General features: G+C 67.9%; 11 protein-coding genes. 7 read left to right on the top strand and 4 right to left on the bottom strand.

The features are described from left to right. Positions 1–6 precede the first annotated feature (6 nt). Positions 7–858, bottom strand: coding sequence for a TrmH family RNA methyltransferase (locus ACTXPP_RS09130; protein ID WP_443341867.1), 852 nt, complete (start codon positions 856–858; stop codon positions 7–9). A gap of 23 nt (positions 859–881) precedes the next feature. Further along, the gene (locus tag ACTXPP_RS09125; protein ID WP_443341865.1) at positions 882–2,369 is read right to left on the bottom strand and encodes an NCS2 family permease; all 1,488 of its coding nucleotides are present in this window, start codon (positions 2,367–2,369) and stop codon (positions 882–884) included. A 68-nt stretch (positions 2,370–2,437) separates the two neighbouring features. On the opposite strand from ACTXPP_RS09125, the gene ACTXPP_RS09120 reads away from it, so the two are divergent. Genes ACTXPP_RS09120 through ACTXPP_RS09110 form a run of 3 tightly spaced genes read left to right on the top strand, consistent with a single transcriptional unit; the run spans position 2,438 to position 5,438 of the window. Next, on the top strand, positions 2,438–3,250 hold the full coding sequence (locus tag ACTXPP_RS09120) for a glutaminyl-peptide cyclotransferase (RefSeq protein WP_301497713.1): 813 nt from the start codon (positions 2,438–2,440) through the stop codon (positions 3,248–3,250). Beyond that, the gene (locus ACTXPP_RS09115; protein ID WP_443341863.1) at positions 3,237–4,745 is read left to right on the top strand and encodes an MFS transporter; all 1,509 of its coding nucleotides are present in this window, start codon (positions 3,237–3,239) and stop codon (positions 4,743–4,745) included. Before ACTXPP_RS09120 ends, ACTXPP_RS09115 begins: the two co-directional genes overlap by 14 nt. Positions 4,746–4,802: 57 nt before the next feature. Continuing rightward, on the top strand, positions 4,803–5,438 hold the full coding sequence (locus ACTXPP_RS09110) for a DUF2771 domain-containing protein (RefSeq protein WP_301524910.1): 636 nt from the start codon (positions 4,803–4,805) through the stop codon (positions 5,436–5,438). A 69-nt stretch (positions 5,439–5,507) separates the two neighbouring features. Here ACTXPP_RS09110 and ACTXPP_RS09105 read toward each other — a convergent pair whose 3' ends face one another. After that, positions 5,508–5,972, bottom strand: a complete 465-nt coding sequence (locus ACTXPP_RS09105; protein ID WP_301497717.1) for a cold-shock protein — start codon at positions 5,970–5,972, stop codon at positions 5,508–5,510. A 495-nt stretch (positions 5,973–6,467) separates the two neighbouring features. Here ACTXPP_RS09105 and ACTXPP_RS09100 point away from each other — a divergent pair, with 495 nt between their 5' ends. Beyond that, a complete protein-coding gene (locus ACTXPP_RS09100; RefSeq protein WP_301520823.1) occupies positions 6,468–7,121 on the top strand; it encodes a resuscitation-promoting factor Rpf1 domain-containing protein in 654 nt (217 codons plus the stop codon). A 412-nt stretch (positions 7,122–7,533) separates the two neighbouring features. Here the strand turns inward: ACTXPP_RS09100 and ACTXPP_RS09095 are convergent, their stop codons facing one another. Next, positions 7,534–7,719 carry a hypothetical protein gene (locus tag ACTXPP_RS09095; protein WP_301520822.1) on the bottom strand — a complete coding sequence of 62 codons (186 nt, stop codon included), beginning with the start codon at positions 7,717–7,719 and terminating at the stop codon, positions 7,534–7,536. Between the two features lie 97 nt (positions 7,720–7,816). Here ACTXPP_RS09095 and ACTXPP_RS09090 point away from each other — a divergent pair, with 97 nt between their 5' ends. From ACTXPP_RS09090 to ACTXPP_RS09080, 3 genes are all read left to right on the top strand, one after another. Then, entirely contained in the window at positions 7,817–10,333 is a 2,517-nt protein-coding gene (locus tag ACTXPP_RS09090; RefSeq protein ID WP_443341860.1) for a helicase-associated domain-containing protein, read from the top strand. Positions 10,334–10,398: 65 nt separating this feature from the next. Further along, complete coding sequence (locus ACTXPP_RS09085; protein WP_301498326.1) at positions 10,399–12,045, top strand: DNA repair helicase XPB; 1,647 nt, start codon at positions 10,399–10,401, stop codon at positions 12,043–12,045. Between the two features lie 87 nt (positions 12,046–12,132). Then, a complete protein-coding gene (locus ACTXPP_RS09080; RefSeq protein ID WP_301498327.1) occupies positions 12,133–12,780 on the top strand; it encodes a DUF3239 domain-containing protein in 648 nt (215 codons plus the stop codon). Positions 12,781–12,878: the final 98 nt, after the last annotated feature.

The following is a 12,878-nucleotide window of genomic DNA, read 5'->3' as shown; positions in this document are numbered from 1 at the left end:
TGGCCCCTAATACTGGGCGGCGTAGAAACCGATCGCCGCAGAGGTCGCCACATTGAGCGAATCCGTGCCCGGCGACATCGGGATCTTCGCCCGGACGTCGGCGGCACGCATCGCATGCTCGGTCAGCCCGGGCCCCTCGGCCCCGACCATCACCGCGACCTTGTCCGCCCCGGCGACGGCCTCGGCCAGGGTGGTGTCGGTGTTCGGGGTCATCGCCACCACCCGGTAGCCACGCTCCTGCAGATCAGCCAGGCCGCGCTGCCAGGTCGTCGGCCGGTCCCCCAGATGCGCGAACGGGACGCGCAGTACATGCCCCATCGACACCCGCACCACCCGGCGGTACAGCGGGTCGGCACATCCCGCCCCCAGCAGGACGGCCCCCACCCCGAGACCCGCGGCGTTGCGGAACAGCGCCCCGATGTTCTCGTGGTCGCCGACCCCCTCCAGCACCGCGATCACCCGGGAGTTCTCGTCCGACGCCAGAGCGTCCAACACCTCCGTGGCCTCAAGTTCCGCAACCCGGTCGGCGGCGGCGACCAGGCCACGGTGCATGTCGAACCCGGCGACCACGGCGAGCACCTCCCTGCTCACCTCGTAGAACGGCACGCCGTCCAACCCGGCGGCGAGTGCGGCGTCATCAGCCGCGGCATCCTGCAACTGCTCCAACCGGTGGGCGAAGCCCACCACACACCGCACCGGGTAGCGCGAGGTCGCCAGCCGGGGCACCACCAGGTTTCCCTCAGCGATGACCAAGCCCTTGCCCCCGGGAAGGTCGGGACGTCGGTCGGAGGAGTTCAGGTCACGGACGTCGTCCAGGCGGGGGTCGGCGGCGTCGTCGATGCGGATCACAGGATTCACGGGAGGCACAGGAGTCACCGGGATCAGCCGATCGCGTCCATGATCGGGTCAATGCCGAAGTACACCACGAACAGTGCCGCCACCAGGTACATCAGCCAGTGCAGCTGCTTGCCCTTGCCGGTGACCAGGTACATCACCGCACAGGCGATGAAGCCCATGCCGATGCCGTTGGCGATGGAGTAGGTGTACGGCATGATCACGATGGTCAGGAACGCCGGCAGCGCGATCTCGAGCTTGGTGAAGTCGATGTCGGTGATCTGCGCCATCATCATCGCACCGACGACGACCAGCACCGGGCCGGCGGCCTCGATCGGCACCACGGAGTACAGCGGGGTGAGGAACATGGCGGCCAGGAAGATCAGGCCGGTGACCACGTTCGCCAGGCCGGTGCGGGCACCGTCGCCGATACCGGCGGCGGAGTCGACGAAGACCGTGTTGGACGAAGCGGACACCGAGCCTCCGACGACCGCGCCGGCACCCTCGACGATCAGGGCGGTGCGCAGGTTCGGCAGGTTTCCCTGCTTGTCGACCAGCTGGGCCTGCTTACCCAGTGCGGTCATCGTGCCCATGGCGTCGAAGAAGTTCGCCAGCACCAGGGTGAAGATCAGCAGGCAGGCGGACAGGGCGCCGACCTGTGCGAATCCGCCGAAGATGTCCACGGCTCCGACCAGACTCAGGTCCGGCACGCTGCCGAGGGAGTCGGGGATCTCCGGGGTGGCCATCGCCCAGCCCTTGCCGGCTTCGCTGTCGAAGGGCCCGGCGACAGCCTGCAGGATCATGGCGATGACGGTGGTGGCGATGATGCCGATGAACAGCCCGCCGCGCACCTTCTTGGCGACCAGGATGCTGCAGATCAGCAGGCCGGCGACGAAGATCACCGTCGGCCAGGACGCCAGCGACCCGCCGTCGCCGAGGGTGACGGGCACGGTTGTGTTCGCAGCGTCCGGAACTCGGGTGACGAAACCGGAGTCGACGACACCGACCATGGCGATGAACATGCCGATACCGACACTGATCGCCGCTTTCATGTAGTTCGGGATGGCGTTGAACACGGCTTCACGGAAACCGGTGACCGCGAGCAGCACGATGATGATGCCGTCGATCACGACCAGGCCCATCGCCTGCGGCCAGGTCAGCCCCTCGGTGGCGACGAAGGTGACCGCCACCAGTGTGTTGATACCCAGACCTGCGGCGATGCCGAAGGGGTAGCGGGCGAAGATACCGAATGCGATGGTCATCACACCGGCGGCCAGGGCCGTCACCGCAGCCACCCGGGAGGTGCCGAGGACATCACCGTTGACGTCCTCGACGGTGCCGAGGATCAACGGGTTGAGGATGATGATGTAGGCCATCGCGAAGAACGTGACCACACCGGCGCGCACTTCGGTACCCACGGTGGAGCGTCGCTCGGTGATGTGGAAGAACCGGTCGATGGCGCTGAGCTGACTCGTCGCGTCCCCGGAGGTTTTCTGCTGGTGATCGGCGCTCGTCCCGCCGGCGGTTTCAGGCATGGATACAGACATTTCCACCCCGGGGGATACTGCGCAACTGAAACCGTCGCTTGTGGCAGCATAGGGGCATGCAGTCTTCTCCTTTCCGGGTGCGCACCCTGTCCGCCGTTGTCGTCGGTGGACTGCTGGTGTCCACCCTCCCCGCCTGCGGGGACAGTGGAGGTGACGCCGCCGTCACCGGGGACACGACGGTGCTCAGCGCCGAGATCCTCGACGAGCATGACTTCGACAGCACAGCCTTCACCCAGGGTCTGGAGGTCATGCCGGAGGGTGACCTGTTGGTCGGCACCGGGCTCAACGGGGAGTCCCGGATCTACCGTGCCCCGGTGCAGGACGCCACGAACCCGCCGGTCAGCGACGACCTTGCGGAGAAGTACTTCGGTGAGGGGGTCACCCTGCACGAGGACACCGTGTGGCAGTTGACGTGGAAGGAAGGCATCGCCTTCCAGCGCGACGCCGAGACCCTGGAGGTCACCGGCGAGGCGTCCTATGACGGCGAGGGGTGGGGGATCTGCTCCGACGGTGAGCGTCTGGTGATGTCGGACGGTTCGGACGCCCTGACCTTCCGCGATGCGGACACCTTCGAGCCGACCGGCGAGGTGCCGGTCACCCTCGACGGTGAGTCGGTCGACGAGATCAACGAGCTGGAGTGTGCGGGCGGCTCGGTGTGGGCCAATGTCTGGCACGAGGACCGGATCCTGCGCATCGACCCGGACTCCGGGGAGGTCACCGGGGTGTTGGACGTCGATCTGCCGGCCGGGCAGGCGGACGGGGCTGACGTGCTCAACGGCATCGCCGCCGTCCCGGAGCAGGACGACACCTTCTATCTCACCGGCAAGCTGTGGGACACGATCTACGAGGTGCGCGTTGGCGAAGAGTGACCGCGGTGACCGGCCCGGGGTAGCGGCGAAGATCGCCAACCGGGTCTACGGGTTGATGGGTGCCGGCGGTGCCCGCGAGTCGGGGCTGACCGCCCTGATGTGGACCTCGATCGCCAATTTCGCGGTGGATGCCGTGCTCGCCGTCTCCCTGGCCGGTACCTTGTTCTTCTCTGCGGCCGAGGCGGAGTCCCGGACCTCGGTGGCGGCGTATCTGTTGGTCACCATTGCCCCGTTTGCGCTGCTGGCACCGTTCATCGGCCCGGCGTTGGACCGGATCCGGACCGGACGCCGACTGGCGTTGTCATTGACCTTCGCTGGCCGTGTCGTTCTGGCTGCAGTACTGCTGCAGAATTTTGACTCGCTGGTGCTCTACCCCGCCGCGCTCGGCATGCTGGTGCTCAGTAAGTCCTACGGGGTGCTGAAATCCTCGGTCACCCCACGTGTGGCCCCTGAGGGGCTCGACCTGGTGCGTGCGAATGCCCGGCTGACGATCGCCGGGCACATAGGCGGTTCGATCGTGGCCGGTGCATTGGCGGCGGCGATCTCCTTCGTGGCAGATCCCCAGGCGGCACTGTGGCTGCTCATGGTGGTCGCGCTGGCCGGGATCTACGGCTGTGCGCTGATCCCTGCCACCGCTGAGCGTGGTGAGGACGAGGTGTCGGTGAGCCCCTTCCTGCCGGAGAACGGAGGCGTCGCCGCGTCCGACGCCCCCGACTCCCACGACGCCCCCGAGGCCCACGGCGCGCCTAGCGCCCCCGAGGCTCCCGACGCAGCGGCGGCGGCCGACTCCCCCGACACGGCTAGTGCGCCGACGGCACCGACGGTGGCGTTGGGGAAGGCGTCCAGCCGTGGTGCGTCCCGCCGGAACCAGATGCTGGACTCCTGGAAGCAGTCGATCCGGGTGCGTTTCCCGGACGCCGCCCGGACCTGCATGTGGGGTACCGCCCTTCAGCGCTGCGGCACCGGATTCATGACGATCTACATCGCTTTCGTGGCAAAGTCGTCCAGCGAGCTCTCCGGGCTCGAGCAGTTGACGATCCTCGCCGCCGTGGGAGCCGCCGGAGGTGTGGGAACGTTCCTGGGCAATGCCCTGGGTTCGCGGATCCACTTCAGCCGACCACAGGTGACCGTCCTGTTCCTGGGCGCCTTGTCGATCCTCACGGTCGTGGGTGCCGCTATCTGGGACGGTGTGCCGACTGCCGCGCTGGCCACCGCGGTGCTGTCGGTGGGCTCGGCGATGTCGAAGGTCTGTCTCGACGCGGCGATCCAGTCGGAACTGCCCGCCTCCGCGCATGCCTCGGCGTTCGGCATTTCCGAGACGTCACTGCAGCTGGCATGGGTGTTCGGCGGGACGATGGGCATCCTGCTTCCCCCGGAGCTGACGATCGGTATGGCCGCACTGGCCGTCGCCGGTACAGTGATGTACGTCAATGTCATTGCCGCTGCACGTGGCGTGGGCGTGGGCGCGCTGATCGGGTGGGTCCGCCGACGCTAGACCGGCGTGCGCCGACCACTGCCAGTCACTGCCGACCACTGAGGAGCGAATCTCCGCATGAGCACCGTCCCGTCCGGGCAGCCCGGAGCGAACAAGCCCACGGGGAGTACGAAGAAACAGCGTCGCAAGGCCGCGCAACGGCGCCAGTTGCTGACCTTCGGTGCCATCGTGGTGCTGGTGCTGGTCGTCGCCGCCGCGGTGTGGGGGGTGCAGCGGTGGATGGACAGCCGTCCCGGTCCTGCGCCGGAGGATCTGCGGGTGACCGTGGAGATCAACGGCGAGGAGCAGGAGCATGCCCCGTACCAGGTGTGCCAGCGTTTCTCGGGCGAATGCGACGAGGGCGAGGCGGTGGACATCGCATTGGATCCGGACGATGAGGTCACGCTGAAGGTGCCCGACGAGATCTCCAGCCGGGACTGGTCGGTGCTGCAGGTCTTCGATGACGAGGACGCCATCACGGAGAACACCTGGGCTGCCGGCGAGACCTCGGAGGTCTCCATCCCCGGCTCGGTGGAGGTCACCGGGAAGGGCACCGCGCAGTTGGCGGTGGTCGAGGTCCATGGCCTGATCGTCGGCGAGGAGGACGGTGAAGAAGTGCCCTACGGGGTGGTGTGGGCCTTCAGCACCGGTGTCGAGCCGGCGGAGCCGACGGAGTCACCTGAGGCCGACGGGGACGCCGACTCTGACTGGTAGGCCCCGTCCGACCCCTTTCGCCCCGGGGAGCTTGCCGCCCTCCTCTTTCCCAGCGCCCCCAGGATCCTGCTACTCGAGTTCGCGGGCGATGGTCCGCAGGATCTCGGCGACCTGGCGTCCTTCCTTACGGTCGGGACGGCGTCCTGACTCCAGCGACGGCTGAACCCGCCCCTCCAGCAAGGTGATGGTGTCCTGGACCAGTTCATGGAGCTGGTCGGCGGTGTAGCGGTGGCCGCCACCGTGCCCTCCCTGACCGCCCGCTCCCTCGGAGCGACGGGCACCGCCACGTCGTCCACCCCGGTCACCACGGCCATCGCCGCGAGGGGCCGGCCCATCGTCCAGCACCGTGACACGCAGTGCCTGCGGACCCTTCTTGGCCTCGGCGAAGTCGTACTCCAGACGCTGTCCCCTCACCAGGTCGGTGACCCCCTGGGGCAGGACGGAGGCACCGACGTACACGTCCTCTCCGTCGGGGTTGGAGACGAAACCGAAACCTCGGTCTGCGTCGTACCACTTCACATTTCCGGTGGGCATTGTGTCCGCCCGTCCTTTCTTGCAGCTGTTGACTATCACCCTTGATCGGGCACCCTTGGTCGGGGAACATGCCATCATAGCCGTTTCCCGTACGGGTGGTCAGCCGCGCCAACGGCCCGTAGGAACGGTCTGCAGCCACGACCCACAGCAGCCACAGCTGTCACATCAACCACATATTCGGCGAGTGTGACGAAGGTCACATTCCTAATGTAACGGAACGGTAACGGTCGAGGCACGGAACTATAACATGCAGGACAGCGCGATTTTCCGTCAGATCGTGGCCAGCCCCACAAAAGAGCAGATCGGGCCGTAACCGAGCAATCTCGGCGAATCAGCGTGACTCAATCGTGACAAACCGATAGTGTCGTTCCCAGCAACAGTGAGACCTGCGGCGGACGGCCAGATGTCCGCCACACTTTTGAGAACAGTCAGAACACGTCAGATCCACAGTCTCACAACGACGCGAGAATCGACCCCGGAAGGACACCGCCCAACATGGGACGACACAGCAACCGCAGCAGCAAGTTCACCACCAAGCGCCTCGCCGTCTCCGGCATGGCCGCACTCGCCCTCGGCGCCGCAGTCGCCCCGGCCGCGAACGCCGCCCCGGACTCCGACTGGGACCGCCTGGCAGAGTGCGAGTCCGGCGGAGACTGGTCCATCAACACCGGCAACGGCTACCACGGTGGCCTCCAGTTCTCCCCGAGCACCTGGAACGGCCACGGCGGCCAGGACTTCGCCCCCTACGCCTACCAGGCTTCCCGCGGAGAGCAGATCGTCGTCGCCGAGCGCGTCCTCGCCGGCCAGGGCTGGGGCGCATGGCCCTCCTGCTCCGCCCAGCTGGGCCTGAACTCCCCGGCCGAGCAGCGCTCCGCCCCCGCCGCCTCCCCGGCACCGGCTGCACAGCAGGCCTCCACCCCGGCTTTGCAGGACAACGCCCTGGCCATCGACGCTGTCTGGGACGGCATCGTCAAGGACCTCAAGGGCGCCGGAATCACCGTGCCGAAGGAGCTCCACGACCTCTACGAGAGCAACCGCCACGAGCTGAACACCCACTACAGTGCAGCCACCACCCAGCTCGACGCCGCCACCAAGCAGCTCGAGAACGCTGCCGACGACTACAAGGCCGTCGCCGGCGCCCTGCGCTAAGCAGAGCCTCCCTGCACAACGCAGGACATGAGACAGGTCCCTCTGTCAGCCCCGCGGCTGACAGTGGGACCTTTTCTTCGCGCGATGCCCCTCGACGTGCCCGGCCCGGTCCTCCCCTTCTCCCCTCACTGTGCCTGTTCCTCCCCCATCGCCCCTCGCCGCGGCATGAGCGGAGGAGTGCCACCGCGCCATCACCGACGACCCAGTGAAGACCGCCTGGGCCCAGAAAGTAGGAGCAGGCCGCGAGCACACCCCCAGGAACGCTCTCGGTCTGAAAGCGTTCCTGGGGGTGTGTCAATGTGCCTGACCGACCCAACCACCATGACCGCGCTGTGAAAGCCAGCATGCCGTGAAGGTGGCCATGCCACGTATGGCAGTACGTAGGGCGGCAGGCAGGGTGGGGCGGCCCGTCCTACCTGTTGATCACCGTGTAGGGGTGGACGTAGTTGAGCTCCTCGGCGGGGATCGGGAACTCCGCGTCACCGTAGGGGCTCAGCGCGCCGGCGTCCTCGGCGACCAGCTCGGTGACCGCGTGCTTACCCTCGGGCAGGTTCTGCGGCCAGCCCGGATCAACGTAGTGCTTCTTCTTGTCAGCCATACCCCATATCATTCCACACCGAAGCCGCCGACAGCGACATCAGCAAGGACATTGCATACCCCTACTGCCCCATGTGCGGGTAAAATCCCAGTCTGTTATGCCTGCCGAACCGACACCCAGCGCCCCGACCGCGCCCGACGCCTTCCCGACCTACTCCCAATGGCTCGCCCGCCACAATGACGGAGACCTGGTCGACCTGCTCTGGCGTCTCCGCGCATTCCATCCCGGCGGACTGTCGGTCGGCGGCTCCCGGGGGTCCTCGGCCGCCGTCCTCGGCGCAGTCACCGACATCACCGCCCTGCGACGACTCACCGCACTGGACCTGGCCGTCCTGCAGGCACTGGTCATCGCCGGCGCCGCCGTCGACCCAGTGACCAGCGAGGATCTGGTCGGCGAACTCGACGAACTGTTCGACCTCGCCGGCACGCCTGCCACCCACCGTCCGGACGCTTCGGCAATCGACGCCACCGTCCACTCGCTGGCCGGGTGGGGGCTGGTGTTCGGTCCGGAGCTCTCGCTCACCGGTCCTGCGCCGACCTCCGTGGCGACCCCTGCAGCGACCCCTGCCGCGCCCCCTGCGGCGCCCCCTGCGGCGCCCGGCCAGATAATGGTCCCCTCCCACATGCCCCCGCTGTTCGCCGGGGTCACCGACATCCCGTGGGTCCTCGTCGACGGTTACCGCTGCCCGGTGCCCACCGCGGATCTGGCGGGGACCCTGGCCGAACTCCCGGCGCGGCAACGTCGCCTGTTGCAGACCCTGGAGGCCTCCGGCGGTATCGGCCATTCCGCCACGTTGAACGACCCGGAGCGTCCGCTGGCGAAGATGATTGCCGCAGGACTGCTCGACCAGGTCGACGACCAGACCGCCCGACTGTCGCCGCGGGTGGCCGCATCCATCGCCGACCGGGTCGTCCCCTCCCCCGGCGGTGACTTCCGACCAACCGGCCAGACAGCAGCCGACGATGCCCCGAGCGCCCAGCACAACCAGGACGCCCGGGACCGTACCGACGGTGCGGCGGTGTCCCTGGTCGTCGACACCACCCGCCAGGTCGCCGAGGTGCTGGAAGAGATGGGACGTACCCCGTTGCGTCCGTTGAACGCCGGCGGTGTCGGCGTCCGGGAGATCACCCGGCTGGCGAAGGCGCTGGACCAGTCACCGGAGACGGTGCGGGAGACGCTGGTGCTGTGCCAGCACGCCGACGTCATCGGACGCGGCGTCCCACTGCCGACCCCGCGGGACGCCGCCGGCCCGGACGAGCAGTGGGCCGTCACCGACCGGGGTGCCCGGTTCATCGCCGCGCCGTTGTCCCGACGCTGGGCGATGCTCGTCGGCGGGTGGTCGCGCAGTGAGCACGCACCGTGCGATGGTGCCGGGACGCAGGACGCCCACCTGCTCGAGGGGTCCCTCGACCGCGCCAGGCTCGCCTCATTGCGCGGGGTCCTCGCCGAGGCCCTGACCATTGCCGCCGACACCGATTACGCCAGCGCTCTGTGGCGGATCCGTCCGGCGGTGGCGGCGGTGACCGAGCAGGAGGACCTCGACCAGTCAGTGGCCGAAGCCGTCTCCCTCGGCCTGGTCGCCGAGGGGTCGGCGTCCTCCGCCGCTCTGGCCCTCGTCGACGTAGACGGTGCAGACAGCTGTTCCGCCACCACCGCCACCAGCTCCACCAGCGAGGACGTCCTGACCGACCACCTCGCCCGGATCCTGCCCGCGCCGGTGTCGATGCTCATCATCCAGGGCGACATGACCATCCTCGCCCCCGGCCTGCTCGACACCGAGACCGAACTGATGCTGCGGCAGTTCGCCGAGGTGGAGTCCACCGGCATGGCGAGCGTGTGGCGGGTGACCCGGCAGAGCATGGAGCGTGCCGTGGACGCCGGGCTGACCTCCAGTGACATCCTCGGATTCCTGTCCGGCATGGCCCCGGAGATCCCCCAGACCCTGATCTACCTGGTCGAAGACACCGTCCGCACCCACCGGCGTGTGGAACCGGTCGTGGGCAGCACCGCCGCGTGTGTGCTCACCGCCCCGGACGCCGAGACGATGACCACCCTGATGGCCAGTCCCGCTGCCGAGGACGTCGGCCTGCACCTGGTCGCGCCGACGGTCGCGGTCAGTTCCACGCAGCTCTCGGTGGTGCTCGATGCACTCGAGGAAGACGGCCAGGTCGTGCAGGTCGCCGGGGTCGGCGGAGATACCGGCGCTGCAGGCGCGGTGTCGGTCGGACGCGGCGCCTCCCCCACCGCGGGCATGTCCCTGGTGCCGGACCCGGAGCGTCCGGACACCTCCCGCAAGGTCGTCGACAACCAGCTCGCTGGTGCCGTGGAAGCGTTCCGGCGTGCCCTGCAGCATGACGACGACGCCTACGGCGGACCCGGCACCACCGGTGACGGGGTGACCGTCCACGAGCCGCACGAGATCATGGCCGCCCTACGCCAGGCCTACAACCAGGGCACGCAGGTGCAGATCAACTACGTCAACGCCTCCGGCTCTGCGGTCCGCGAGTGGATTTCTGTGGTGACGATGAGCCCGGTGGCGATCGTGGGCGTCACCGAGTCCGGCGGCGAGTCGCTGCGCATCCAGCCGCACCGCGTCGCCTCGGTCACCACCTGAACCATCCGCCGCAACTCCGCGTAGAATGGCCAGGTTGCAATCAGCACACCGAGAGGAGACTGACCGTGGCCCTGGGAGACGGACCGTTGATCGTCCAGTCGGACAAGACCGTCCTGCTGGAGATCGGACACCGACAAGCGCAGGAGGCGCGCAATGCGCTCGCCCCCTTCGCCGAACTGGAACGCGCCCCGGAACACGTCCACACCTACCGGATCACCCCGCTGGCCCTGTGGAATGCACGCGCTGCCGGGCACGACGCCGAGCAGGTCGTCCACGTCCTGGAGACCTACTCCCGCTTCCCGGTCCCCCAGCCGCTGCTGGTGGACGTCGCCGAGACCATGGACCGCTACGGTCGGCTGGTGCTGGCCAGCCACCCGGCACACGGGCTGGTGCTGGAGTCCAAGGACCCGGCGGTGCTCGCCGAGATCCAGCGGCACAAGAAGATCAAGCCGATGCTCGGCGCACCCATCGACGATGACACCGTGCTCGTGCACCCCTCCGAGCGCGGCCGGATCAAGCAGGAACTGATCAAGGTCGGTTGGCCGGCCGAGGACCTCGCCGGCTACGTCGATGGTGAAGCCCACCCCATCGCACTGTCGACCGAGAACGAGAACTGGGAGCTGCGCGACTACCAGGAGATGGCCGCGGACTCCTTCTGGGCCGGTGGCTCCGGTGTCGTTGTGCTGCCCTGTGGCGCGGGCAAGACGATGGTGGGCGCGGCGTCGATGGCGAAGGCGGAGAGCACCACGCTGATCCTGGTGACCAACACCGTCGCCGGACGCCAGTGGAAGGACGAGCTGGTCCGCCGCACCACCCTCACCGAGGACGAGATCGGCGAGTACTCCGGGGAGAAGAAGGAGATCCGCCCGGTCACCATCGCCACCTACCAGGTGGTGACCCGCAAGACGAAGGGCGAGTTCCGCGCCCTGGAACTGTTCGACTCCCGCGACTGGGGGCTGATCATCTACGACGAGGTTCACCTGCTGCCCGCCCCGGTGTTCCGCATGACCAGTGACCTGCAGTCCCGGCGTCGGCTGGGGTTGACCGCCACGCTGGTGCGGGAGGACGGCCGGGAGGATGACGTCTTCAGCCTCATCGGCCCGAAGCGCTACGACGCCCCGTGGAAGGACATCGAGGCCCAGGGCTGGATCGCCCCGGCGGACTGCACCGAGGTGCGTGTGCAGCTCACCGAGTCCGAGCGGATGGTCTACGCCACCGCCGAGCAGAACGAGAAGTACCGCCTGGCGGCGTGCTCCCCGACGAAGACGAAGGTGGTGCGCACGATCCTGGACCAGCATCCGGACGAGCCGACGCTGGTCATCGGCGCCTACATCGACCAGCTCGAGGAGCTCGGTGAGGAGCTGGACGCCCCGGTCATCGACGGTCGTACCACCACCCACCGGCGCGAGGAACTCTACGGTGCTTTCCGCGCCGGCGAGCTGCGCGTGCTGATCGTGTCGAAGGTGGCGAACTTCTCGATCGACCTGCCGGGGGCCTCGGTGGCGATCCAGGTGTCCGGCACCTTCGGGTCCAGGCAGGAGGAGGCACAGCGCCTGGGGCGGATCCTGCGTCCGAAGCCGGACGGCGGCCCGGCGTTTTTCTACTCGGTGATCGCCCGTGACACACTGGATGCCGACTATGCCGCCCACCGCCAGCGTTTCCTCGCCGAGCAGGGCTACGGCTACCGCATCATCGATTCGATCGACCTGTAGGGTTCGTCGACCGACCTGTAGAGATCGACCTGTAGAGATTGTCGACCGACCCGTGAGAGATTCCCCCAGAAGGACCGGAAGAGACCAGTGACCAGCTTCAACTTCCCCGTGGACGAGGCCTTCGCCCGCAAGCACAATGAGTTCTTCCGCGACGCCCGACGCTTCCAGTGGTCCGCCGGGATCCTCGGCGGCCTGCTGGTCATCGGTGCACTGATCCTGTTCCTGGTCGTCGCAGAGCCGTGGGCGGTGATGCTGAGCATCGCGGTCTGCGTGATGGCAGTGGTGTGCTTCATCATGATCCCGGTGATGCCGCGTCAGCTGGGTTCCCCGCAGCAGTACTACGACAACTACGACCTGGCCCCCACCGTGATCGCGCGGGTCAACTCCCGTGACGTGGTGCTGATGTCCCTGGTGGAGACCACCGTGGCCGGTAGTGGGTCGCCGTCACGTCCGGGCCTGACGCTGCGGACGGTGACCTCGATCCCGGGGATCCAGCGCAAGGTCGGCGAGCGGGTGCCATCGATGGCGGTGGTCGGGCTGCGTACCGCCCGCGACCAGGACCACTGGCAGGAGATCTCCCCAATGCCGGTCGCCTGGGGAACCCAGGACCGCTCGGTGGTCGCCGAGGCTGAGCGGGCGATCCCGGAGGCAGACTGGAAGCGGCTGGACGACCTGCTCCCCCGCTTGGAGGACGTGCAGGCCACCCGCCGCAACCTGCTCGAGCTGGACAAGTAGGCCGCCACATCGACCCCGACACCTCTCTCGTCTCTCCCCACCTCACCCTCGCCTCTCTTTCCCCGCCGTGTCAGATACGTGGGATGAATCGCTGTGAT

The sequence above is a fragment of the Candidatus Corynebacterium faecigallinarum genome, assembly GCF_052264515.1.
Lineage (GTDB): Bacteria > Actinomycetota > Actinomycetes > Mycobacteriales > Mycobacteriaceae > Corynebacterium > Corynebacterium faecigallinarum.
Note: the sequence above shows the minus strand (reverse complement) of the source record. Positions and strands in the feature narration are given on the sequence as shown.